The following is a 23,636-nucleotide window of genomic DNA, read 5'->3' as shown; positions in this document are numbered from 1 at the left end:
GCCCATCGGAGGCAGGCGGCAGCAGCCATCGACAACTCGACCTGGTCACGGTACGCGCGGCTACGCCATCCGGTCAAACCGGCCCCGCAAGGGCCCCCACTATGCACAGCCTGTGGACAACAACTTGAACCACGCGGGTCGGCCTGACTACCGTGGCTGAACTCCGGTTCTTTTCCTTCCCGCCTGCCGGGCCTCACCCGACCCGACCCACCCCGTCCCGAGAACCACACATTCGTGGGACCTGCGAGAGAGCGTGCCCCGTGGCTGACGTACCTGCCGATCTTGCCGCAGTGTGGCCACGAGTGCTGGAACAACTCCTCGGGGAGGGCCAGCAGGGCATCGAGCCGAAGGACAAGCAGTGGATCGAGCGCTGCCAGCCGCTGGCACTCGTCGCCGACACCGCACTCCTGGCCGTCCCCAACGAATGGGGCAAGCGTGTCCTGGAGGGCCGGCTCGCGCCGCTCATCAGCGAGACGCTCACCCGTGAGTGCGGCCGCCCGATCCGGATCGCGATCACCGTCGACGACTCCGCCGGCGAACCGCCCTCCCCGCCGGCGCCCCCGATGCACCAGTCGCACCAGCAGCCCCACCAGGGCCAGCAGGCGCACCGCTACCAGGGGCAGCCGCTCGACGACTCCCCGCACAACGACGGGTACGACAGCTACGGGCACCGGCCCTCGGACGACGGCATGCCGACCGCCCGCCCGGCCTACCCCGACTACCAGCAGCAGCGCCCCGAGCCCGGCGCCTGGCCGCGTACCCAGGAAGACCTCTCCTGGCAGCAGCCGCGGCACGGCGGCTACCAGGACCGTGAGCAGCATTCCGAGCCGTGGCGCGAGCCGTACGGCACCGGGCGCCCCCAGCAGCCGCAGCACGACTACCGCTCGCAGCCGCCGGAGCGCCAGGGCTACGAGCAGCGCCCCGAGCGCCACGACATGCAGGAGCAGCAGCCGCAGCACCGCCAGGGCGGTCCCGGCCCCGGCCGTACCGGAGGCGGCGGCCCCGGCCCGATGGGCGCCCAGTCGGCGCCCCCGCCCGGTCCCGGTGAGCCCCATGCCCGGCTGAATCCGAAGTACCTCTTCGACACCTTCGTCATCGGCGCCTCCAACCGGTTCGCGCACGCCGCGGCCGTCGCCGTCGCCGAGGCTCCCGCAAAGGCGTACAACCCCCTCTTCATCTACGGGGAGTCCGGGCTCGGCAAGACCCACCTGCTGCACGCCATCGGGCACTACGCGCGCAGCCTCTATCCGGGCACCCGGGTGCGGTACGTGAGCTCGGAGGAGTTCACCAACGAGTTCATCAACTCGATCCGCGACGGCAAGGGCGACACGTTCCGCAAGCGCTACCGCGACGTGGACATCCTGCTGGTCGACGACATCCAGTTCCTGGCGAGCAAGGAGTCGACGCAGGAGGAGTTCTTCCACACCTTCAATACGCTCCACAACGCCAACAAGCAGATCGTGCTCTCCTCCGACCGGCCGCCCAAGCAGCTGGTGACCCTGGAGGACCGGCTGCGGAACCGGTTCGAGTGGGGCCTCACCACCGACGTACAGCCGCCCGAGCTGGAGACGCGAATCGCGATCCTCCGGAAGAAGGCGGTGCAGGAGCAGCTCAACGCCCCGCCGGAGGTCCTGGAGTTCATCGCCTCCCGCATCTCGCGCAACATCCGTGAGCTGGAGGGCGCGCTGATCCGGGTGACGGCCTTCGCCAGTCTCAACCGGCAGCCGGTCGATCTCGGGCTGACCGAGATCGTGCTCAAGGACCTGATCCCGGGCGGCGAGGACTCGGCCCCGGAGATCACCGCGCCGGCCATCATGGCGGCGACGGCGGACTACTTCGGTCTGACGGTGGAGGACCTGTGCGGATCCTCCCGCAGCCGCGTCCTGGTGACGGCACGCCAGATCGCGATGTACCTGTGCCGTGAGCTGACGGATCTCTCCCTGCCGAAGATCGGCGCGCAGTTCGGCGGCCGGGACCATACGACGGTGATGCACGCGGACCGGAAGATCCGGGCGCTGATGGCGGAGCGGCGCTCCATCTACAACCAGGTCACCGAGCTCACCAACCGCATCAAGAACGGCTGACGCGCGGCGGCGTACGCGCCGCGCACGAAAGGCGCCCCGGAAGGACTCACCACGGTCCTCCGGGGCGCCTTTCGCCGTCCCTGCCGCTCGTCGTCCTCTGCCGCTCGTCGTCCTCTGCCGCTCGCCGTACTCGCCGCTCGCCCCGCGCTCTTCGACACGCCGTCGTGGAACGCGTTGTGGGGCTCGCCCGAGCGCCCCGCGCCCCGCGGCCCCGCGCCCTGCGCCGACACCTCAGCGAAGCCCCGGAGGCACCTCGGAGGCACCTCGACCGTCCCTGAGAAGCTCTGAGAAGCCTGTGGGGATCCCCTGAAGGGTCCCGGAGAGCCGCCGGAGAGCGTCTGGAGAGCCTCAAAACCTGCCTCGAGCGCGCCCCGGAACCCCGGCCCGGCACCTTCCTCGCAACCCCGCTGTTCGAATACGGGCCGCCGAGTGCCCCTTCTCCACAGATGTGCGAGGAATCTTCCGTCCACAGCCTGGGGAACACGAAGTTGTCCATATTGCGTCCACAGGGGCAGCTGTCGATACTCCATCAGACCAGGTCAGGTGCCTGGGGATTTGTGGTCAACAATGATCCACAGCCTGTGGACAAAGATGTGGCCCACAGGAGGCCTCCGAGGTTGTCCACCGTCGGCCCACAGGCAGAGCGGTGTTGTCCCCAGCTTCTCCACAGCCCTGTCCACTGTTCGGCAACTCAACATGCCCTTTCACCGCCGAGAGTGAAAGGCGTCACACCAAGAGGGTCGGTTGGGCTGTGGGGAACATGGGTAAAGCTGGGGACAGATCTGGGGAGAAGTGGCCCCCTCCTGTGCATCGGGTGTGCAGAACTTTTCTGTGTCCACAGAAACGCCTGGTTGTCCACTGCTGCACCCACAGGCGCAGTGGATAAAAAACCGGCTCTGACCTGCGCAAACGACGTTATCCACGGTTTCCACAGGGCCTACTACTACTACCACTCAGAGTTAGCCAGGGATCCGCTTCGAAGTGGGGCCTGTGTACAACTCGACCGGCGAGTGCCTCGACGCTCTTGGCGCGACTTGACCCCGAGCAGCAACGACTGTCGGTGCCGTACGTCAGACTGGACCCCGGCGTCCTCCCCAGCCCATCGGCGGGGAGACCCATCCAGACGACGAAGGCCAGCAGGGCGAGCGAGCAACAGCAGGAGGCGGTTTCCGGTGAAGATCCGGGTGGAGCGCGATGTACTCGCGGAGGCGGTGGCCTGGGTGGCCCGCAGCCTCCCGGCACGGCCGCCGGCGCCCGTTCTCGCGGGCCTTCTGCTGAAGGCTGAGGACGGGGCCCTCAGCTTCTCCAGCTTCGACTACGAGGTCTCGGCGAAGGTCTCGGTGGACGCCGAGATCGACGAGGACGGCACGGTGCTCGTCTCCGGCCGCCTGCTCGCCGACATCTGCCGCGCCCTGCCCAACCGGCCGGTGGAGATCTCCACCGACGGTGTGCGGGCCACCGTCGTCTGCGGCTCCTCGCGGTTCACACTCCACACCCTTCCTGTGGAGGAGTACCCGGCGCTGCCGCAGATGCCGACCGCGACGGGCACCGTCCCCGGTGAGGTCTTCGCCTCCGCCGCCGCCCAGGTGGCCATCGCCGCCGGCCGTGACGACACGCTGCCCGTGCTGACCGGTGTGCGGATCGAGATCGAGGGCGACACCGTCACCCTCGCCTCCACCGACCGCTACCGCTTCGCGGTCCGCGAGTTCCACTGGAAGCCGGAGAACGCGGACGCCTCGGCCGTGGCCCTGGTGCCCGCCAAGACGCTCCTGGACACGGCCAAGGCGCTGACCAGCGGCGACACGGTGACACTGGCGCTGTCCGGCTCCGGTGCGGGCGAGGGCCTGATCGGTTTCGAGGGCGCGGGCCGCCGTACGACGACGCGACTGCTCGAAGGCGACCTGCCGAAGTACCGGACGCTCTTCCCCACCGAGTTCAATTCGGTCGCGGTGATCGAGACCGCGCCGTTCGTCGAGGCCGTCAAGCGCGTGGCTCTCGTCGCCGAGCGGAACACCCCGGTGCGGCTCAGCTTCGAGCAGGGCGTCCTGATCCTCGAGGCCGGCTCCAGCGACGACGCACAGGCTGTGGAGCGGGTCGACGCGGTGCTGGAGGGCGACGACATCTCGATCGCCTTCAACCCGACGTTCCTGCTGGACGGTCTGAGCGCGATCGACTCCCCGGTCGCCCAGCTCTCCTTCACGACCTCCACCAAGCCCGCCCTGCTCAGCGGCCGCCCGGCCGTCGACGCGGAAGCGGACGACGCGTACAAGTACCTGATCATGCCGGTCCGCCTCTCCGGCTGACCCCCGCGGATCCGCGGAACGGTCCGCACACGGCAGTTTCCGGCGGGCACGCTCAGCGCTGAGCATGCCCGCCGTCCTGTCCCCGGCCGGGCGTAGGCTCGGCCCTGGGTACGAATCGGCACAACGCTTAAGGAATCTCTGATGGAGCTCGGTCTCGTCGGCCTCGGCAAGATGGGCGGCAACATGCGCGAGCGCATCCGCCGCGCAGGCCACACCGTCATCGGTTACGACCGCAATCCGGACGTCTCCGATGTCCAGAGCCTCGAAGAGCTCGTGGGCAAGCTGAAGGGCCCGAGGGTCGTGTGGGTGATGGTCCCGGCCGGTGCCGCGACCCAGTCCACGGTCGATGAGCTGTCGGCCCTGCTGTCCCCCGGCGACATCGTCGTGGACGGCGGGAACTCCCGCTGGACGGACGACGAGAAGCACGCCGTCGAGCTGGGCATCAAGGGCATCGGCTTCGTCGACTGCGGTGTCTCCGGCGGTGTCTGGGGCCTGGAGAACGGCTACGCGCTGATGTACGGCGGCGACGCCGAGAACGTCGCGAAGGTCCAGCCGATCTTCGACGCCCTCAAGCCCGAGGGTGACTTCGGCTCCGTCCACGCGGGCAAGGTCGGCGCCGGCCACTTCGCGAAGATGGTCCACAACGGCATCGAGTACGCCATGATGCAGGCCTACGCCGAGGGCTGGGAGCTGCTGGAGAAGGTCGACTCCGTCACCGACGTGCGTGAGGTCTTCCGCTCCTGGCAGGAGGGCACGGTCATCCGTTCCTGGCTGCTCGACCTGGCGGTCAACGCGCTGGACGACGACGAGCACCTCGACAAGCTCCGGGGCTTCGCCGCCGACTCGGGCGAGGGACGCTGGACGGTGGAGGCCGCGATCGACAACGCGGTGCCGCTGCCCGCGATCACGGCGTCCCTGTTCGCGCGGTTCGCCTCGCGTCAGGACGACTCCCCGCAGATGAAGATGATCGCCGCGCTGCGCAACCAGTTCGGCGGGCACGCGGTCGAGAACAAGAAGTAGTCCCAGCAGCACACGGCGGAACAGAAGAGTCGGGAGGTCGGCGCGGATGCACGTCACCCATCTCTCACTGGCCGACTTCCGCTCGTACGCCCGGGTCGAGGTTCCGCTCGACCCGGGCGTCACCGCGTTCGTGGGGGCCAACGGCCAGGGCAAGACCAACCTGGTGGAGGCGGTCGGCTATCTCGCGACGCTCGGCAGCCACCGGGTTTCCTCGGACGCGCCGCTGGTGCGGATGGGCGCGGAGCGGGCCGTCATCCGGGCCGCGGTCACCCAGGGCGAGCGCTCGCAGCTGATCGAGCTCGAACTGAACCCGGGCCGCGCCAACCGTGCCCGGATCAATCGGTCCTCGCAGGTCAGGCCGCGTGATGTGCTGGGCATCGTACGGACGGTGCTGTTCGCTCCGGAGGATCTGGCCCTGGTGAAGGGCGACCCCGGCGAACGCCGGCGGTTCCTCGACGAGCTGATCACGGCGCGCTCACCGCGGATGGCGGGGGTCCGCTCCGACTACGAGCGGGTGCTGAAGCAGCGCAACACCCTGCTGAAGTCCGCGGCGATGGCGCGCAGGCACGGTGGCCGGTCGATGGATCTGTCGACGCTCGATGTGTGGGACCAGCACCTGGGCCGGGTGGGCGCCGAGCTGCTGGCACAGCGGCTGGACCTGATCGCCACGCTCCAGCCCCTGGCCGACAAGGCGTACGGGGACGTGGCGCCGGGCGGCGGTCCGCTGGCGCTGGAGTACCGCAGCTCGGTGGGGCCCGAGGTGGGTTCCGAAGCGGGTGCCGGCGCCGGGCCGGGAGCGCGGTCGCGCGAGGAGCTGTACGAGCAGCTGACGGCGGCGCTCGCGGGGGTCCGCAAGCAGGAGATCGAGCGCGGTGTGACGCTGGTGGGCCCGCACCGGGACGATCTGGTGCTGGGGCTGCGCGGGATGCCCGCGAAGGGGTACGCGAGCCATGGCGAGTCCTGGTCGTACGCGCTGGCCCTGCGGCTCGCCTCGTACGAGCTGCTGCGCTCCGAGGGCAATGAGCCGGTGCTCGTCCTGGACGATGTCTTCGCCGAGCTGGACGCCCGCCGCCGGGAGCGGCTGGCCGAGCTGGTGGCGCCGGGTGAGCAGGTGCTGGTGACGGCGGCGGTGGAGGACGATGTGCCGGGCGTCCTGGCGGGGACGCGGTACGCGGTGACCGCCGGTGAGGTGGAACGGGTATGACCGGCCGGGACGGGGATCCGGCGGGTTCGCCGGGGACGGCCGGCGGCGGCGCTCCTGAACCGTCGCGCGGCGGTACGGCCGGGGCGCCGAAGCCACCGGACGTGTCGGGGGTGGACCTGGCGCGGGTGGCGCTGCGCGCGGCGAAGGAGCAGGCCCGCGCGCGGGGCGCCGCGGCGCAGCAGAAGAAGCAGGCCAGGCGGGGCGGTGGGCTGCGGTCGGGGGCGCGCTCGGACGGGCGTGATCCGTTGCCGCTGGGGTCGGCGATCAACCGGCTGATCACCGAGCGGGGCTGGGAGACGCCGGCGGCCGTGGGCGGTGTGATGGGGCGCTGGCCGCAGATCGTCGGTGACGATCTGGCGAATCATTGTGTACCGCTGCGTTACGACGAGGATCCGGACGCGCGGGTGCTGACCGTGCAGTGCGATTCGACGGCGTGGGCGACGCAGCTGCGTCTGCTGGCTCCGCGGCTGGTGGCCCGGCTGAACGAGGATCTGGGGCAGGGGACGGTCCGGATGATCAAGGTGTTGGGGCCGGGAGGGCCGCGGCGCGGGTTCGGTCCGCTGCGGGCGCCGGGAAGTACGGGCCCCGGGGATACGTACGGCTGAGCCGCGCGTCCTGCTGTTCCCGCCGCTCGTGGGCGCGACGCTCACCGTGCGTAGGGGCTTCTCGGCGGCCGATGCCCGGGATTCCGCGGTTTCCGGCCGTGTCCGCGGGCCCGGCTCCGGTCCTGCGAAGCGGTCGTGGAGCACGGCCTTGGCACCTCGCTGAGCTGGGCTTTCGCTGTGTTCCGGCGGGTGCGCGGGGGGCGGGGCGGCCCGTTGTACGGGGGTGGCGGCCGGGCCGGGGGGCCGAGGCGTCCCTCACCGTAGTGGGAGGTTGACAGCCCGAAGCGCTCAATGCCCGCCAGGGCCTCTTGGGGCCCCTTCCTGAATATGGGGAGTCGTCAGCCGCTCATTCAGGGCGGCACATGCGGACTCAGGTACCGGCAAACCCCCATTCATGTCGGCGCTACCGGTAGACTGATGGACAATCCCGCTCCTGTGCGGGATTCGTCGATACAAGCCGAACGACGCAGCCGCTCCCGCCTGTCCGGAGAACGGCCTGTGCTGTGCCAGAAAGGGCGCTTCGTGGCCGATTCCGGCAACCCCAACGAGAACATTCCGTCCACAGCCGGTGAGCCGGGCGAGGTCACCGCCTCGTACGACGCCAGCGCGATCACCGTGCTGGAAGGGCTGGACGCGGTCCGCAAGCGACCTGGCATGTACATCGGCTCGACCGGTGAGCGCGGCCTGCACCACCTCGTGCAGGAGGTCGTCGACAACTCGGTCGACGAGGCGATGGCGGGCCACGCGGACACCATCGACGTCACGATCCTCGCCGACGGCGGGGTGCGTGTGATCGACAACGGCCGTGGCATCCCGGTCGGCATCGTGCCGTCCGAGGGCAAGCCCGCCGTCGAGGTCGTGCTGACCGTGCTGCACGCGGGCGGCAAGTTCGGCGGCGGCGGCTACGCCGTCTCCGGCGGTCTGCACGGCGTCGGTGTCTCCGTCGTCAACGCTCTGTCCACGCGGGTCTCCGTCGAGGTCAAGACGGACGGCTACCGCTGGACCCAGGACTACAAGCTCGGCGTCCCCACCGCCCCGCTGGCCAAGCACGAGGCCACCGAGGAGTCCGGGACGACGGTCACCTTCTGGGCCGACGGGGACATCTTCGAGACCACCGAGTACAGCTTCGAGACCCTCGCGCGCCGCTTCCAGGAGATGGCGTTCCTCAACAAGGGCCTCACCCTCAAGCTCACCGACGAGCGGGAGTCGGCGAAGGCGACGGCGGGCGCGGACAGCGCGGACGCGGTCGAGCCCGCCGAGGAGGAGGCCACCCGCTCGGTCACGTACCACTACGAAAACGGCATCGTCGATTTCGTGAAGTACCTCAACTCCCGCAAGGGCGATGTCATCCACCAGTCGGTGATCGACATCGAGGCCGAGGACAAGGAGCGTCTCCTCTCGGCCGAGATCGCCATGCAGTGGAACACGCAGTACACCGAGGGTGTCTACTCCTTCGCCAACGCGATCCACACGCATGAGGGCGGTACGCACGAGGAGGGCTTCCGGGCGGCGCTCACCTCCCTGGTCAACCGGTACGCGCGCGACAAGAAGCTGCTGCGCGAGAAGGACGACAACCTCACCGGTGAGGACGTCCGCGAGGGCCTGACGGCGATCATCTCGGTGAAGCTGGGCGAGCCGCAGTTCGAGGGCCAGACGAAGACCAAGCTGGGCAACACGGAGGCCAAGACCTTTGTGCAGAAGGTCGTCCACGAGCAGCTGACGGACTGGTTCGACCGGAACCCCAACGAGGCCGCCGACATCATCCGCAAGGGCATCGCCGCGTCGACCGCCCGGGTGGCGGCCCGCAAGGCCCGTGACCTGACGCGCCGCAAGGGGCTCCTGGAGAGCGCCTCGCTGCCGGGCAAGCTGAGCGACTGCCAGTCGAACGACCCCACCAAGTGCGAGATCTTCATCGTCGAGGGTGACTCCGCCGGCGGTTCGGCGAAGTCGGGCCGTAACCCGATGTACCAGGCCATCCTGCCGATCCGCGGCAAGATCCTGAACGTCGAGAAGGCCCGGATCGACAAGATCCTCCAGAACACCGAGGTCCAGGCGCTGATCTCCGCGTTCGGCACCGGGGTCCACGAGGACTTCGACATCGAGAAGCTCCGCTATCACAAGATCATTCTGATGGCGGACGCCGACGTCGACGGCCAGCACATCAACACCCTGCTGCTGACGTTCCTCTTCCGCTTCATGCGGCCGCTGGTCGAGGCGGGGCACGTCTACCTCTCGCGCCCGCCGCTCTACAAGATCAAGTGGGGCCGGGACGACTTCGAGTACGCGTACTCGGACCGTGAGCGGGACGCGCTCGTGAATCTGGGCAAGCAGAACGGCAAGCGGATCAAGGAAGACTCGATCCAGCGCTTCAAGGGTCTCGGCGAGATGAACGCCGAGGAGCTGCGCGTCACGACGATGGACGTCGACCACCGGGTGCTCGGCCAGGTCACGCTGGACGACGCGGCGCAGGCCGACGACCTCTTCTCGGTGCTGATGGGTGAGGACGTCGAGGCGCGGCGCTCGTTCATCCAGCGCAATGCCAAGGACGTCCGCTTCCTCGACATCTGAGTCGGCCGTACAAGCAAGCCGCAGCTCGAAAGGACTTTGACCAGCAATGGCCGACGAGAACACCCCTGTCACGCCCGAAGAGGAGCCCGCCGTCACAGGCGTGGGCATGCGTGTCGAGCCCGTGGGGCTCGAAACGGAGATGCAGCGCTCCTACCTCGACTACGCGATGTCCGTCATCGTCTCGCGTGCGCTCCCCGATGTGCGGGACGGTCTCAAGCCCGTCCACCGCCGGGTGCTGTACGCGATGTACGACGGCGGCTACCGCCCCGAGAAGGGCTTCTACAAGTGCGCCCGTGTCGTCGGTGACGTCATGGGTACGTACCACCCGCACGGCGACTCCTCGATCTATGACGCGCTGGTCCGCCTCGCGCAGCACTGGTCGATGCGCATGCCGCTGGTGGACTCCAACGGCAACTTCGGTTCTCCGGGCAACGACCCGGCCGCGGCCATGCGGTACACCGAGTGCAAGATGATGCCGCTGTCCATGGAGATGGTCCGGGACATCGACGAGGAGACCGTCGACTTCCAGGACAACTACGACGGCCGCAACCAGGAGCCGACGGTCCTGCCGGCGCGCTTCCCGAACCTGCTGGTCAACGGCTCCGCGGGTATCGCGGTCGGCATGGCGACCAACATCCCGCCGCACAACCTGCGCGAGGTCGCCGCCGGTGCGCAGTGGTACCTGGAGCACCCGGAGGCCTCGCACGAGGAGCTCCTGGACGCGCTGATCGAGCGGATCAAGGGCCCGGACTTCCCGACCGGGGCGCTCGTGGTGGGCCGCAAGGGCATCGAGGAGGCGTACCGCACCGGCCGTGGCTCGATCACGATGCGCGCGGTCGTCGCGGTCGAGGAGATCCAGAACCGGCAGTGCCTGGTCGTCACGGAGCTCCCGTACCAGACCAACCCCGACAACCTCGCGCAGAAGATCGCCGACCTGGTGAAGGACGGCAAGGTCGGCGGCATCGCGGACGTGCGGGACGAGACGTCCTCGCGTACGGGCCAGCGCCTGGTCGTCGTGCTCAAGCGTGACGCGGTCGCCAAGGTCGTACTGAACAACCTGTACAAGCACACCGACCTCCAGACGAACTTCGGCGCCAACATGCTGGCGCTCGTCGACGGAGTGCCGCGCACGCTGTCGATCGACGCGTTCATCCGCCACTGGGTGACGCACCAGATCGAGGTCATCGTCCGGCGTACGCGGTTCCGGCTGCGCAAGGCGGAGGAGCGGGCGCACATCCTGCGCGGCCTGCTCAAGGCGCTGAACGCCATCGACGAGGTCATCGCCCTCATCCGGCGCAGCCAGACGGTCGAGGTCGCCCGCGAGGGCCTGATGGGCCTGCTGGAGATCGACGAGATCCAGGCGAACGCGATCCTGGAGATGCAGCTGCGCCGGCTGGCCGCACTGGAGCACCAGAAGATCACGGCGGAGCACGACGAGCTCCAGGCGAAGATCGACGAGTACAACGCGATCCTCGTCTCGCCGGAGCGGCAGCGGCAGATCGTCAGCGAGGAGCTGGCGGCGATCGTCGAGAAGTTCGGCGACGACCGGCGTTCCGCGCTGGTTCCCTTCGACGGTGACATGTCCATCGAGGACCTGATCGCCGAGGAGGACATCGTCGTCACCATCACGCACGGTGGCTACATCAAGCGGACCAAGACCGAGGACTACCGCTCGCAGAAGCGCGGCGGCAAGGGTGTCCGCGGGACGAAGCTGAAGCAGGACGACATCGTCGACCACTTCTTCGTGTCGACGACGCACCACTGGCTGCTGTTCTTCACGAACAAGGGCCGTGTCTACCGGGCGAAGGCGTACGAGCTCCCGGATGCCGGCCGTGACGCGCGTGGGCAGCATGTCGCCAACCTGCTGGCCTTCCAGCCGGACGAGAAGATCGCCCAGATCCTCGCGGTCCGCGACTACGAGGCCGCGCCGTACCTGATCCTGGCGACGAAGGGCGGTCTGGTGAAGAAGACCGCGCTCAAGGACTACGACTCGCCGCGCTCCGGTGGTGTCATCGCGATCAACCTGCGGGAGACCGCGGACGGAAGCGACGACGAGCTGATCGGTGCGGAACTGGTGTCGGCCGAGGACGATCTGCTGCTCATCAGCAAGAAGGCCCAGTCGATCAGGTTCACCGCGACGGACGACGCGCTGCGCCCGATGGGCCGTGCGACCTCGGGTGTCAAGGGGATGAGTTTCCGCGAGGGCGACGAACTGCTCTCGATGAATGTCGTCCGGCCCGGTACTTTCGTGTTCACTGCAACCGACGGCGGGTACGCGAAGCGGACTCCCGTCGACGAGTACCGCGTCCAGGGCCGCGGCGGTCTGGGCATCAAGGCCGCCAAGATCGTGGAGGACCGGGGCTCGCTCGTCGGAGCGCTGGTGGTGGAGGAGACGGACGAGATCCTCGCCATCACACTCGGCGGTGGTGTGATTCGTACGCGAGTCAATGAAGTCAGGGAGACGGGCCGTGACACCATGGGCGTCCAACTGATCAATCTGGGCAAGCGTGATGCCGTCGTCGGCATCGCGCGCAACGCCGAGGCCGGTCGCGAGGCGGAAGAGGTCGATGGGACCGATGACGCCGAGGGCGAGACGGCCGGAGTGCACGCGGAAAGCGTGATCGAGGGCACTGTCGAGGGCACGGAGCCTTCGACCGGGGAGCACGAGGAGTAGAGCGTGAGTGGAGCCACGGGCGCCGGTTCGGCCGCTTCCGGAGCAGGAGCGAACGGTGCCCGTGGCCCTGCCACGGACTCCCAAGGGGGCACTGTGACGGACACTCGGGGGCCTCAGCCCCAGTACGAGGGTTACGCGACCGGGCCGTTGCCCGGCGAGCGTGAGCCCGCGGCGGGGCCGGCGGGGCCGTACCACCCGCCGCAGGCGTACCCGTCGCCCTCGGGCGGCACGCAGGGGGGCCAGCAGCGCGGTGGGACGCAGGGCGGCGCGCAGGCGACGCGTCTGCCGCGCACGGGGGCGCGGACCACTCCCCGTACCCGCAAGGCGCGGCTGCGGGTGGCGAAGGCCGACCCGTGGTCGGTGATGAAGGTCAGCTTCCTGCTCTCCATCGCCCTGGGCATCTGCACGGTGGTCGCGGCGGCGGTGCTGTGGATGGTCATGGACGCCATGGGCGTCTTCGAGACCGTGGGTGGCACGATCAGCGAGGCCACCGGTTCCAACGAGAGCAACGGCTTCGATCTCCAGTCATTCCTGTCGCTGCCGCGCGTCCTCATCTTCACCTCGGTCATCGCGGTGATCGATGTGGTTCTGGCCACCGCGCTGGCGACGCTGGGCGCGTTCATCTACAACTTGTCGGCCGGTTTCGTGGGTGGCGTCGAGCTCACTCTGGCCGAGGACGAGTAGCCCGCCGGGTATCGATTTTGGGACTGGCCCCGACGTGCGCTAATCTTCAGAAGTCAGCGCAGAGCGCGGCGGGGCTATAGCTCAGTTGGTTAGAGCGCATCCCTGATAAGGATGAGGCCACAGGTTCAAATCCTGTTAGCCCCACAGCAAGAAGTAGCAGTGAAGAAGGGCGTCTCCCCCAGGGGAGGCGCCCTTCTTCGTGTCCTGGTTCCCCTCAGGTCATGGGGTGCATATTGCGGGGACGTGCTCGGGGACGTACGACGAGCTGATGCTGCTTGCTCTTCTCCTGCGGTGCGGGGACGCCCGCGGTGTGCTGTCCGGCGCTGGCGCCGTCTCCCGTTCCGCCAGGAGGGAGGCGGGCCCGGTGAGTTGCGTCCCCGCGCCGGCGGTCCGTCGGGTCCGGTCCGTGGGCGCCGGTATGCCGTCTCCGGGGTGTGTGGGGGCATGGGAAAGGCCCCTGCCGGTGTGAACCGGACCAGGGGCCCTGGGGTGCGGGGGCGGCGGTGGGGTGCCGCGGTGGGATCAGGGTGGCGGCAGGGGCGAGTCGCCGGCCGGGGCCGTGTGGCCGGTGCGGGCCGCGTCCGCGGAGTGCAGGACGTCCGTGGTGTCGGCGGACAGGTGACGGGTGGCCGGTGAGGAGCCGTGCGCCTCGGCGCGGATGCGCTGCTTCATCGTGGGTGGCAGCGCCCTGTCACGCGGAAGGGTCCATCGCACCGACGGGGTGGTCGCGGTTGCCGCGGTCGCACCCGTGTGCTCCTGGTTCGTGATCGTCGGCTGCGCCGCCGCGGCGGGGGCGGTGACGAGGCCCATCGACGCGAGGATCGCGAAGAAGGCGGTGATGAAGGCGGTCCAGATGCTCTTGACCTTGAAGGCGCTCATGGCCCCTCGCTTTCAGGTGGTCCGGTTTGCTTACCTTTCTGATGATGTGGATCCGGCTCGCGATTTCGGGGACCGACGCCCCCGCTGCGCCGATCTTCAGATGAACACCACTCGTATGGTGCAACCGGTGCTGACGGGCTGTCCGTGCGTGGTCACGGGGTCCCGGCGGCGCCCGAATGATCCCTCCGGCCCGCCGCGGTGGGGTTCCGGGCAGGTCACCGATCGGTATCGGTCGGTGTGTATAGTCGGGCGGCAGAAGTCCCCTACGTCAAGGAAAGACGAGGTCGCGCGGTGAAGAAGCTTCTCCTGGTCGCACTGGCCGCCATCGGCGGGCTCCTCGTGTACCGCCAGATCCAGGCGGATCGCGCCGAGCAGGATCTGTGGACGGAGGCGACCGACTCCGTGCCCGCAGGTTCGGGTGTGTGAGACGGCACAGTCTGTTACGGGCCCCGGTCGCTGAGCGGCCGGGGCTTCGTGCCGTCCGGGGGGCTTCGCGCGAGGCCGCTCCGGCCCGGCTCCGGCTCTTCGCTTCCTCCCTTGCTCCCGCCGGTCCTCTCCCGCCGGTCCTCTGCCGCCGGCCCTCTCCTGCCGGTCCGTGCCCTCCGGGGCGGGGCTGTGCTGTTGCGTGACCGTGACGCCCATGCTCTTGAGTTCGCCTACGCAAATCACTAGCTTGCGAGAGCGAATGGTTCTGTCCGGTGGTGGCAGGATGGACCGGCATTGCGGCCGCTGCCGGAGCGGGCGCCCCGGTGGCAGCGGCCGGGGGCCTCGCGTCCGTACGCGGCCGTCGCGGAGCAGCCGATGCGGACGACGAGGGGAAGCGCGTGAAGAGGCAGCGCAAAAAGGGCCGGGTGACGCTGGCGGCGGCCGCGGCGATGTGCGCGGTGGCGGCGTTGCCGGGGCAGGCCCACGCAGCCGGAACTCCGTCGTACACGTTCGATCCCCGGGCGAGGACGATTCCGGGAGCCGCGGCCAACGCCGAGGCGTCCGTGCTGGACGCGGGCTCTGTGTACCGGAGCGCGATCAAGCCGGGCGAGAAGCTCTACTACCGCGTGAAGCTCGACGCGAAGTCGAACGCGTATGTCTCCGCCGTCGTGGTGCCGAAGCTTGGCGGCGCGGTCGCCTACGGGGACGGCATCACGGTCAGCATCCGGGACCTCAACGATTCGCGCTGCGGTTCCGAGGACGCGCGCTTCGGCTCGACGGAGTTTCCGCGTCCGATCGCCGCCTACGCGCACCGGACCATCGACAAGGAGAGCAGCACGTGCCAGGAGGCCGGCACGTACGACGTCCTGATCGAGCGTGAGAGCAAGTCGACGTCGAACCAGGGCTCCTGGGACCTGGAGCTCCGCTTCGCGCTGGAGCCGAAGCTGAAGAAGGGGTCGGCGATGCCGACCGAGGCGCCGGAGACCTGGCCGTCCACGTCACCGGCGCCGCCCGCGGGCGACGACCGGAAGCGCGCGGGCGGCGCGGGTTTCTACGACGCCACCGGCCTGGAGACGGGTACCTGGGTGGACTCGGTCGCGCCCGGACAGACGCGGTTCTACCAGGTGCCGGTGGACTGGGGGCAGCAGCTCTTCGTCTCCACCGCGCTCAGCAACAGCACGAGCGGCAAGGACGAGTTCATGGGCAACGCCCTCTCGCTCTCGCTGGAGAACCCGGCCCAGGGCCACGTCGCCGACGCGTACCTGTCGTATGCGGGGAAGTCGGCGACGGTGGCGCTGGACCCGGTGCCGCCGGTCGCCTACAACAACCGGTTCGACTACGGCTCCGAGGTCAGCGGCATGCGTTTCGCCGGCTGGTACTACCTGTCGGTGACCCTCAGCCCGAAGGTCGCGGAGGTGTACGGCGACAAGCCGATCCCGCTGACCACGACGGTCCAGGTGAAGAACGAGGCGAAGGAATCGCCGTACGACGGTGACGCCGGGATCTTCGAGGTCACCAAGAAGGACAAGGAGATGGCGAAGAGCGGGGACAGCGCTCCGCAGGCCGCCAGGAGCGACAAGATGCGACTCGTCGCCGCGGGCGGGATCGGCGCGGGCACCGTGCTGGTGCTCGGGCTCGGCGTGTGGACGCTGCTGGCCCGCCGCCGTCCGCAGCCTGCGGGCGGTACGCCGCCCGGCGGGAGCGGGCAGCAGCCGCCCTTCGGCGGTCCGCCGCCGCAGGCCTGGTAGCCCGCGGCGGCTCCGGACGGCCGGTCCGGACGGCCGGTCCGGACGGCCGGTCCAGGCCCGGATCAGCCTTGGCCCAGGCCTGGTTCAGGTCTGGTTCAGGTCTGGGAGAGGGCCCGGGGCGGGCACGGCTCAGGTCTGGGTCAGTGCCCAGATGCCGACCGCGAAACAGATCAGCGCCACCAGCAGGACCGGGACCGCCACCTTCGGGGGCGGTCCCGGTCGCGTCCGGCGCACGGGGGCACTGTGCGCTGCGGAAGCGGCGTGCGCGCCGGCAGCGGGGGCGGCCGGCGGGGAGGCCATTGCGCCGGGGTGCGAGGCGTGCGGCGCCTGCGGGTGCTGGGCGGTGTAGGCGCGGGTGGCCGCCGGATCGTGCGGTACGGCGGACGTGGGGGCCTGGGAGAGGTCCGGGGCACCGGTGGCGTACGGGGGAGCTGCGTGCGATGCGTGCGCCTGGTGCGGAGCGGGGGGCGCGGGCGTCTGCGCCGGGTGCGGCAGCGGGGAGGGCTGCGGTGTGTGCGCGGTGGCGGGTTGCTGAGGGGGCGGCGCCAGGTGGAAGCTGCCCGTCTCCGACATCGACACGGGCTGCTGGGGGGTCGGCTGCTGTGTGTACGGGCCCTGCGGGTACGGCTGCTGGACGGAGGCCTGTTGCGCGGAGGCCTCCTGTGCGGCCTGGGAGGCCTGTTGCGGCAGTTGACCGGCGTGGGGGCCCGGCGGCGCCTGTCCGGGCGCCTGGAGGCCCGTTACGGGCCCGTCGGGGCCAAATCCGGAGGGCAGTGGTCCGATCTGGTCGAAAACTTCCACCGGTTCGTCGTCCGGACCCGGTTCGGGCAGCATCTCGACCGCTGCCGTCAGGGCCTTGCGCGCCCCGGTCGCGGTGCGGAAGCGGGACTGCGGGTCGGGCTGGAGGAGTCCCGCGAGAACCTGCCACAGCGGTTCCGGGATGCCCTGCGGGGCGCCCGGGGTGCCGTGAGTGGCGAAGTGCTCGACGAGTGCCTGGGAGTCGGGCTTCTGGCCCTGGAGCAGATACAGCGCGACGAGACCGACGGCGAACAGGTCGGCCGGGAAGTCGGGCTCCGCGCCCATCATCTGCTCGGGTGCGAAGTAACCGGGCGTGCCCACGACGTAGTTGGTCTCTGTCAGACGGGGTTCGCCCTTGCGCATGGAGATGCCGAAGTCGGAGAGCCGCAGATGCGGACGGCCCGTTCCGGTGGCCTCCATCAGGATGTTGGCCGGTTTGATGTCCCGGTGCACCACGCCTTCCGCGTGCACCGTGGAGAGTCCGGACAGCAGCTGGTCGAGCAGGAGACAGACGAAGCGCGGCGGCAACGGTCCGTAGTCGCCTATGACATGGGCCAGCGAACCGCCGCTGACCAGATCCATGGTGAACAGGACCTTGTCGTCGTCGGCGGCCCAACTGGCGGGAGCCAGCACATGGGGGTGCTCGATGCGCAGCGCCTGCTCGCGTACGAAGCGCAGCAGCGTGTGCGCGTCGCTCTGCTGAAGGACCTTGGCGGCCACGTAGCGGCGGCGCCGGTGGTCCCAGGCCCGCCACACCGCGCCGACCCCACCACGTCCGATCGGATCGATCAGCTCGTACCGACCAGCGAAGACCTCACCCATTGCGCTGCGCCCGCTCCCCGTTCCGGTTCCTGTTTCGGCGTATCTGATCCGGCTTCCCGCTCCGGTGTTTCCCGATCCGGCGTTCCCCGCCGCGTTCCGTGCACCCCGACGCCCCGGGGCCGCCGCCGGTTCCAGGGCCATCCGTCCGGAGCGAGGCCCTGGTTCCGGTTCCGTTTCCGCTAGCTCTGGTGTCCTTCGTAGTGGGCGACCGCGTCGGCGGTGCGCCCGGCTCCGTACACCCTGAGGAACTCTGCCAGCTCCGGGTGGGTCGGGGCGAGGGAGTCCGCGGCATCGATGATGTCGCCGGCCGCGGCCACCGACCTCAGCAGTGACTGGATCTCGCGCACCACGCGGCGGACGGTGGGGGCTCCGCCCGTGGTCGTGGTCTGCCCGGTGTTGGTCAGGACCGAGCCGCCCTGGGACTTCTTGATCTCTTCCATCCGGTCGGTGGCCTCGCCCGCGCTGACGCTGCCGTCCGCGACCTGGCTGGCCAGCTCCTGAAGGGCCTGGACGCGCTGCACGACCGCGGGGTTGCCGATCTTGGCCCGCTGGCCGCTCATCAGCTGGGACAGCATGGGCGCCGACAGCCCGAGCACCGCGGCGAGCCGGGCCTGATTCAGGCCGAGATCATCGATCAGCCGGCGGAAGAGCGCGCCGAGCGGCTCTCCGTACCAACTGCGCTGAAGCTCTCTGGCTCTTGCCGTTGCCTCTTGCTGCGCTGCGTCCATGGCGTCTCCCCTTCGCTGCGGCTTCGCTGCTGCGAACCTCGTCGTGCATCTTACGGAGAGTGGTCGCCCACCGGGAGTCCCAATCCTTTTGCAGGATTCGGGGGGACACCCGGTACTCTGGTCTGCGACGGCAGTCGTGACCCGGACGTGTTCGGCGTTGTTCGAGCGTGCTGTTTTCCGGGGCCTTAGCTCAGTTGGTAGAGCGCTGCCTTTGCAAGGCAGATGTCAGGAGTTCGAATCTCCTAGGCTCCACTCGTGTTCTTGCAGGTCAGCGGCCTCCTCGCCCGGTTCGGGTGAGGAGGCCGCTGGCGTCCGGCACGTATATGGCACACATCAGGTAGCGCCCCGCTACAAGGCGGGCGGCAGACTCGGTCGCCGCCCTGGTTCGCCTACCGATGCCAACGCCAATTCGGCCAGGCGGCGACGCGACCTCGACGGCGGGCGTTGCGCAGGCTCGTCGACATGCCGCGCGGGATCGCGGCGATCCCGTTCCCGGTTGTCGGCGATCTCCGCTGGGGAGTAGCGCCGACGCCATTGCATTTGGCCCTTGTGGATCAGTAGTGCGACTGGCACGGAAGCCCTCGGTCGCCGACCGACGGGGTCATGGTGACGTTCTCGCCGTCGTAGGTCGGCGTAGGCGAGGGCGGCTTGTTGTGAGGCGCGGGTGTCGTGGCTGTGGCCGAGGTAGTGGCCGTGGGTGGCTGAGACGTTGACGAAGAGATACAGCGGCTGCCGCCCGTCGTTCTGTTCGGCGATCTTCGGGGCGTGGTCGACCTGGTGGCGGGTGGAGTCGGGTTCCGGGGAGCAGAACTCGGGTCGCCGGTGGTCCTCGTCGGAGAGGTCGGGCAAGAGGGAGCCGGGCGGGGTCTCGCGGGAGGCGCGCACCGGGCAGGTGCCGCACTGGCCGACGTGGTGGCGGCCGAGATCACGGTGGATGACGTCGATCTCGATGCCGTCGACCCGGAAGACCTTGCGTCCCTGCCCGAAGCCGACGACTTCGGTGTGCTCGTCGCTGATGAGAGTCCGCAGGTGCGCGATGATGTCGTCCGCCGGTACCGCTGAGGCGGCGTGTCCCTCGTTGAAGTCCGTGCCGACCAGTTCGATGAACTGCACGTGCAGCCGGCGCGCCAGCGCGTAGTCCAGGATCTGCCGGACCGCCTGAGCGTTCTCCTTCTGCGGGAGCGTGTTCAACTCGACCCGTTCGAAGATCTGGCGGGAGACCTCGATGCCGTCCAGGACCGTGTCGATCCCGATGCGGTCGCCCTCAGCGAGGCGTCGGAGAAGTGGTGCAGCGAGACCTTGACCTTGTCCAAGTGCGTCCTGGCCAGCCAGGAGCGGTGGGTGCGGACCCGGGTCCCGTTCGTGATCAGCGTGTACGAGGCATCCGCCACGAACAGCCGCTGCAACTTTGCCCACGCCACACCCTCGTCCTTCAACGACGGCGCTTCCACGATGCTCGACGACGACACGGGCTTCCGCTGCTGCACATCGGAGACCACTCCGCACGGGCGGCCGTCGCCTGGGCTGGAAGACGACCACACGCGGGATCGGCGGGCGGATATTCGTGCGGGACGGCCGGCAGCCACTGGAGGCCGTGCGGGAGCCGGCCGAGAGGCGGACTACGGATGCGATCGATTTTGGGAGGCGGTTACGACTGGTGCGGAGGTGGGCTGAGGGCGTACAGGTGTCCGTCGGCTGAGGACACCAGCGCGCAATCGCCGGTGACTGCGGTCGCGCCCGACGTGACTGGGCCGCCGGTGCGGAACAGGCCCACGGGGCGGCCGGTTGACGAGACGAACCGTACGGAGCCGTCGCTGCAGCCGACGACGATCGTCCCGTCCGCGAGCCGGCTGCTCGCTCCCCGTGCCCGTCGTCCGATCGGGGCTACCCAGGCCAGACGGCCGGAGCCGCGTTCCACTGCGAAGAGGTGCCCATCTCCTGCGACGTGGACGTACTCGTTGGAAGCCAGTGGTGTCGTGTAGAGGCAACGTCCGAGCCTGCGCTGCCACCGGATGGCGCCGTTGGCCACGTCCAGGGCCGTGAGTACACCGCCGAAGTCGGCGCAGTAACAGGTATCTGTGTCGTCAACGACGAGGTCGGCTTTGACCGGTGCGTCGAATGCGCGATGCCACAGGGGCTGCTGACCGCCCGCGGTGGGGAAGGCGGTGACCGTTCCAGAGTTGTCTGCGGCCAGGAGGGCAGTGATGGCCGCCGCCGGTCGTGCGTGGGCGTACCCGGAAAGAGACCGGCGCCATGACACGGCGCCGTCGCGGGCGCGCACTCGTAGGAGGAGTCCAGCCCGGGGCAGGTGCGTTGCGGGGACGACGATGTTTCCCACCCCGTCGTCCGCCAGTCCTGATCCGATGCGGTCAGCGCACCGGGTCGACCACCGTAGGTGCCCCGTGACGCGGTCGAAGCAGCGCAGTACTCCGTCGTCACTGCCGATGACGACGCCGTACGGGGTGAACAAGGGTGTGCAGTGGGTGGGCGAAGGTGCGTCCGGGTCGCCGAGCGGAGCGCGCCAGCGGAGGGCACCGAAGAGATCGACGGCATGCAACTGCCCCTGGTTCGAGCCGAAGACGACGAGATCCCCGTCATAGGCCGGGCGTGAGAACGGGACATCGTCCCTGACGTTGACGCCTCCGAGCCGCCACCGCTCCTGCACGGTGCCGGCCTCTTCCCCACTCTCGGCGATCCCCAGCTCGCTGAGGTGGAACACAGAACGCCGTGGCACGTTCTTGTGCGCACCATGATCCCGGGCGATGCTGTCGAACGTGACGAGCGTGACAACGACGACAGGCCGAAGGCCGTACTTCGAGAGGGTCTCGATGACCCAGTCCGCTGTGGCCCCGCTGTTTTCGAGGTCGTCCACCACTGCGACTGCAGATCCGGGTGACGGCAGTGACCCTTCTAGCTGTCGTCGTCTGCCGTGTTCTTTCGGGCGATCGCGCACGAGGATCCCGTCCAAGGGGTATCCGTTCCGTGCCGCCTCCAGCACAAGGGCCCCTACGAGCGGGCCTCCGGACAGGCCCGTACCGACGACCGCCCGAGGCCGGAACGGGGCCAGCAGCCCGTACATCAGACGGCTCACGGCGGGCAGAGCATCGGCGGCCAGGGCGACCTCACGGCAGTCGAGGATCCAGCCGTAGGGCCGACCGTTCGCACGGCATCCCTCACCGGGATGGAAGGCGCGGCTGATCAGGGCCTTGCGGAGCGTGGCCAGGTCCTCCCGAATACCTTGCGGAGCTGAGGCGTTGCCGCTGCCGCTCACCGTCCGCCTGCCTTATTCAGGGAGTCTCTCAGGGAGGTCCTCGGCGAGGTCCCCGCCGCCGCCGTCTCCGCCGCCGTCTCCGCCGTCCCCGCCGTCTCCGCCGCCGTCTCCGCCGCCGTCCCCGCCGTCTCCGCCGCCGTCTCCGCCGTCTCCGCCGCCGTCTCCGCCGTCTCCGCCGCCGTCTCCGCCGTCCCCGCCGTCTCCGCCGCCGTCTCCGCCGCCGTCCCCGCCGTCTCCGCCGCCGTCCCCGCCGTCTCCGCCGTCTCCGCCGCCGTCCCCGCCGTCCCCGCCGCCGCCTCCACCAGAGACATTTGTTGTGGTGTCTTGGATGACGTTGCCATTGGCATCGGTGACCGTGACATGCGACGTGCCATTGCCGTCTTCGTCGGTCGTGTGGGATCAGCCACGACCGGTTCGTGACACATTGGCGCCCGGTTGAGGTCACACTCGTGGTGGTCGGACGCTGGCCTCGCTGTACGCCAATAGTGGCCCCTGGAGTGGGCGGTGTGAGCGATCTTTCCGATCCCGAAGCCGACTCTCGATGACTTCTCAAGCTCATTCCGGAGGTGATATCCGAGGCTGAAGCGGACTCGGAACTCGTCACCATCGGCGAGCGTTACTGGGCTCTGGCCGACTTTTGATCCACAGATCGGCTCACCCGTGTGATGCGAGCAGGTCAAGGAGCCTTTTCCGAGCTGTCGGTGCTGACCCCGAGTTGGATATGCCTGCGCAACGACGAAGCTCCCGGTAGACGGGTTCTCGATCAAGATCACCCGTGTCTGCCAGGAGCTTCGCGTGCTTGTCCACCCGTCCTCAATTGATCTGTCCAGCCGTACCTTGCGTTCCTGACCGGGCGACCGGCAGCCGGGCGGCAGGAGATCGGGACGCGTTGGCGGCGGCTTCCCGCCTCACGGCAGGCCCTGCCCGCCCTGGCGCACCTGCTGTGCGGTGACACCTACGCCCAGCCGGCCGCCGGGTTCGCCATCGGGATCGCGGCTGTCCACCGCTGCATACGTGAAGCCGTCGAGGCCCTGGCCACCATCGCCCCGTCCCTGGCCGATGCGATGCGGACGGTCCGGGAGAAGGCGTCCGTCATCCCCGACGGCACCCTGCCGCCGATCGACCGCATTGCCGCCGACACCCCCTGTTACTCCGGGAAGCACAAGCGTCACGGCAGGAACGTGCGGGTCCTCACCGATGCGTTCGGGCGGCTGCTCCAGGCCTCGCCGGCTATGCCCGGCCCGACTCACGACCTGACCGCCGTGCGACAGCACGGGATCACCGAAGCCATGGCCGAAGCAGGGCTCAGATGCTGGGCGGACAAGGCGTATCAAGGCGCCGGCGGCCCCGTCCGCGTACCGTTCCGGGGCCGACGCCTCAAGCGGTGGAAGCGCCGCCACAACAGCAGCCACGCGAAGATCCGCTGCCTCGGCGGTCAGGCCATGGCCACCCTCAAAGGTGGCGGCTCCTGCGGAAGCTCCGCTGCAAGCACCAACCGCATCACCGACGTTGCGAAGGCCGTCCTCGTCCCTCACCTCGCATCAACGTGAGGTCGGAGAAAGCTCACTCTTTAGGTTTAACGGGAGCGTCACCTCCGGGCGCCAACAGGGCTTCTGCGGAGGCTTGTTGAGGGTCGCCGGAGTTGGCCGGAGTTGGTGCGGCGGAAGCCGGACGGCAGGGAAGAGTCATCCTGCAGGAAGCGAGGAAGGTGACCTGGTGCCTCATGTGCGGGCGGCCGCCGGCGCTGAGCATCGGTCGGGATGGGGATGGTGAGAAATGGCAGAAGGCAGCGGGACCCCATTGCCGGACGACGGGACCGGCG

General features: G+C 69.2%; 17 protein-coding genes, 2 tRNA genes and 1 pseudogene. 13 read left to right on the top strand and 7 right to left on the bottom strand.

Going from position 1 to position 23,636, the window contains the following annotated elements:
• Positions 1 to 260 precede the first annotated feature (260 nt).
• The 9 genes from dnaA to ACIGJO_RS10640 all read left to right on the top strand — a co-directional run bounded on the left by dnaA (position 261) and on the right by ACIGJO_RS10640 (position 13,286).
• Positions 261 to 2,084: a chromosomal replication initiator protein DnaA gene (gene dnaA, locus ACIGJO_RS10680; RefSeq protein WP_399955141.1), complete on the top strand. Its 1,824-nt coding sequence runs from the start codon at positions 261 to 263 to the stop codon at positions 2,082 to 2,084.
• A gap of 1,172 nt (positions 2,085 to 3,256) precedes the next feature.
• Positions 3,257 to 4,387, top strand: coding sequence for a DNA polymerase III subunit beta (gene dnaN, locus ACIGJO_RS10675; protein WP_329944701.1), 1,131 nt, complete (start codon positions 3,257 to 3,259; stop codon positions 4,385 to 4,387).
• 141 nt (positions 4,388 to 4,528) lie between these two features.
• Positions 4,529 to 5,407 (top strand): phosphogluconate dehydrogenase (NAD(+)-dependent, decarboxylating), encoded by an 879-nt coding sequence (gnd, locus tag ACIGJO_RS10670; RefSeq protein WP_073727751.1) that lies wholly within the window; start codon positions 4,529 to 4,531, stop codon positions 5,405 to 5,407.
• 46 nt (positions 5,408 to 5,453) lie between these two features.
• Positions 5,454 to 6,611, top strand: coding sequence for a DNA replication/repair protein RecF (recF, locus tag ACIGJO_RS10665; protein WP_399955137.1), 1,158 nt, complete (start codon positions 5,454 to 5,456; stop codon positions 6,609 to 6,611).
• Positions 6,608 to 7,216, top strand: a complete 609-nt coding sequence (locus tag ACIGJO_RS10660) for a DUF721 domain-containing protein (RefSeq protein ID WP_399955134.1) — start codon at positions 6,608 to 6,610, stop codon at positions 7,214 to 7,216. Before recF ends, ACIGJO_RS10660 begins: the two co-directional genes overlap by 4 nt.
• 498 nt (positions 7,217 to 7,714) lie before the next feature.
• The gene (gyrB, locus tag ACIGJO_RS10655) at positions 7,715 to 9,784 is read left to right on the top strand and encodes a DNA topoisomerase (ATP-hydrolyzing) subunit B (RefSeq protein ID WP_399955131.1); all 2,070 of its coding nucleotides are present in this window, start codon (positions 7,715 to 7,717) and stop codon (positions 9,782 to 9,784) included.
• 46 nt (positions 9,785 to 9,830) lie between these two features.
• Positions 9,831 to 12,458 (top strand): DNA gyrase subunit A, encoded by a 2,628-nt coding sequence (gene gyrA, locus ACIGJO_RS10650; protein WP_399955128.1) that lies wholly within the window; start codon positions 9,831 to 9,833, stop codon positions 12,456 to 12,458.
• Between the two features lie 93 nt (positions 12,459 to 12,551).
• Positions 12,552 to 13,142, top strand: a complete 591-nt coding sequence (locus ACIGJO_RS10645; RefSeq protein WP_399955125.1) for a DUF3566 domain-containing protein — start codon at positions 12,552 to 12,554, stop codon at positions 13,140 to 13,142.
• A gap of 70 nt (positions 13,143 to 13,212) precedes the next feature.
• Positions 13,213 to 13,286: transfer RNA gene (locus ACIGJO_RS10640), tRNA-Ile, on the top strand.
• 378 nt (positions 13,287 to 13,664) lie between these two features.
• Here the strand turns inward: ACIGJO_RS10640 and ACIGJO_RS10635 are convergent.
• Positions 13,665 to 14,021 carry a DUF6344 domain-containing protein gene (locus tag ACIGJO_RS10635; RefSeq protein WP_399955122.1) on the bottom strand — a complete coding sequence of 119 codons (357 nt, stop codon included), beginning with the start codon at positions 14,019 to 14,021 and terminating at the stop codon, positions 13,665 to 13,667.
• A 291-nt stretch (positions 14,022 to 14,312) separates the two neighbouring features.
• Here ACIGJO_RS10635 and ACIGJO_RS10630 point away from each other — a divergent pair, with 291 nt between their 5' ends.
• Together ACIGJO_RS10630 and ACIGJO_RS10625 are read left to right on the top strand one after the other, a co-directional pair.
• Positions 14,313 to 14,447, top strand: a complete 135-nt coding sequence (locus ACIGJO_RS10630; protein ID WP_003958712.1) for a DLW-39 family protein — start codon at positions 14,313 to 14,315, stop codon at positions 14,445 to 14,447.
• A 398-nt stretch (positions 14,448 to 14,845) separates the two neighbouring features.
• Positions 14,846 to 16,195 (top strand): hypothetical protein, encoded by a 1,350-nt coding sequence (locus ACIGJO_RS10625; RefSeq protein WP_399955119.1) that lies wholly within the window; start codon positions 14,846 to 14,848, stop codon positions 16,193 to 16,195.
• 129 nt (positions 16,196 to 16,324) lie between these two features.
• On the opposite strand, the gene ACIGJO_RS10620 is transcribed toward ACIGJO_RS10625, so the two are convergent.
• Positions 16,325 to 17,815 (bottom strand): serine/threonine protein kinase, encoded by a 1,491-nt coding sequence (locus ACIGJO_RS10620; RefSeq protein WP_399955116.1) that lies wholly within the window; start codon positions 17,813 to 17,815, stop codon positions 16,325 to 16,327.
• 179 nt (positions 17,816 to 17,994) lie between these two features.
• On the bottom strand, positions 17,995 to 18,543 hold the full coding sequence (locus tag ACIGJO_RS10615; protein WP_266922196.1) for a DNA-binding protein: 549 nt from the start codon (positions 18,541 to 18,543) through the stop codon (positions 17,995 to 17,997).
• 179 nt (positions 18,544 to 18,722) lie between these two features.
• Between ACIGJO_RS10615 and ACIGJO_RS10610 the strand changes: the two genes are divergently transcribed.
• Positions 18,723 to 18,795, top strand: a tRNA-Ala gene (locus tag ACIGJO_RS10610).
• A gap of 96 nt (positions 18,796 to 18,891) precedes the next feature.
• Here the strand turns inward: ACIGJO_RS10610 and ACIGJO_RS10605 are convergent.
• The 4 genes from ACIGJO_RS10605 to ACIGJO_RS10590 form a co-directional block, all read right to left on the bottom strand.
• Positions 18,892 to 19,734 carry a hypothetical protein gene (locus ACIGJO_RS10605; protein ID WP_399955111.1) on the bottom strand — a complete coding sequence of 281 codons (843 nt, stop codon included), beginning with the start codon at positions 19,732 to 19,734 and terminating at the stop codon, positions 18,892 to 18,894.
• Positions 19,731 to 19,964: a hypothetical protein gene (locus ACIGJO_RS10600; RefSeq protein ID WP_399955108.1), complete on the bottom strand. Its 234-nt coding sequence runs from the start codon at positions 19,962 to 19,964 to the stop codon at positions 19,731 to 19,733. Before ACIGJO_RS10600 ends, ACIGJO_RS10605 begins: the two co-directional genes overlap by 4 nt.
• A gap of 227 nt (positions 19,965 to 20,191) precedes the next feature.
• Positions 20,192 to 21,541, bottom strand: coding sequence for a PQQ-binding-like beta-propeller repeat protein (locus ACIGJO_RS10595; protein WP_399955104.1), 1,350 nt, complete (start codon positions 21,539 to 21,541; stop codon positions 20,192 to 20,194).
• Positions 21,542 to 21,810: 269 nt separating this feature from the next.
• Positions 21,811 to 22,125, bottom strand: coding sequence for a hypothetical protein (locus ACIGJO_RS10590; RefSeq protein ID WP_399955101.1), 315 nt, complete (start codon positions 22,123 to 22,125; stop codon positions 21,811 to 21,813).
• Positions 22,126 to 22,609: 484 nt separating this feature from the next.
• Between ACIGJO_RS10590 and ACIGJO_RS10585 the strand changes: the two are divergent.
• A pseudogene (locus tag ACIGJO_RS10585) lies at positions 22,610 to 23,364 on the top strand (transposase family protein).
• The last annotated feature ends 272 nt before the right edge of the window (positions 23,365 to 23,636 follow it).

This window comes from Streptomyces sp. NPDC079020, assembly GCF_044542225.1.
In the GTDB taxonomy this organism is placed as follows: Bacteria; Actinomycetota; Actinomycetes; order Streptomycetales; family Streptomycetaceae; genus Streptomyces.
This window is presented reverse-complemented; position numbering and strand designations above follow the sequence as displayed.

Excerpts from the sequence above, each read along its gene's own strand:
- gnd (WP_073727751.1), top strand. The coding sequence starts at position 4,529 with ATGGAGCTCGGTCTCGTCGGCCTCGGCAAGATGGGCGGCAACATGCGC.
- recF (WP_399955137.1), top strand. The coding sequence starts at position 5,454 with ATGCACGTCACCCATCTCTCACTGGCCGACTTCCGCTCGTACGCCCGG.
- ACIGJO_RS10660 (WP_399955134.1), top strand. The coding sequence starts at position 6,608 with ATGACCGGCCGGGACGGGGATCCGGCGGGTTCGCCGGGGACGGCCGGC.
- gyrA (WP_399955128.1), top strand. The coding sequence starts at position 9,831 with ATGGCCGACGAGAACACCCCTGTCACGCCCGAAGAGGAGCCCGCCGTC.
- ACIGJO_RS10635 (WP_399955122.1), bottom strand. The coding sequence starts at position 14,021 with ATGAGCGCCTTCAAGGTCAAGAGCATCTGGACCGCCTTCATCACCGCC.
- ACIGJO_RS10620 (WP_399955116.1), bottom strand. The coding sequence starts at position 17,815 with ATGGGTGAGGTCTTCGCTGGTCGGTACGAGCTGATCGATCCGATCGGA.
- ACIGJO_RS10615 (WP_266922196.1), bottom strand. The coding sequence starts at position 18,543 with ATGGACGCAGCGCAGCAAGAGGCAACGGCAAGAGCCAGAGAGCTTCAG.
- ACIGJO_RS10590 (WP_399955101.1), bottom strand. The coding sequence starts at position 22,125 with ATGTCTCTGGTGGAGGCGGCGGCGGGGACGGCGGGGACGGCGGCGGAG.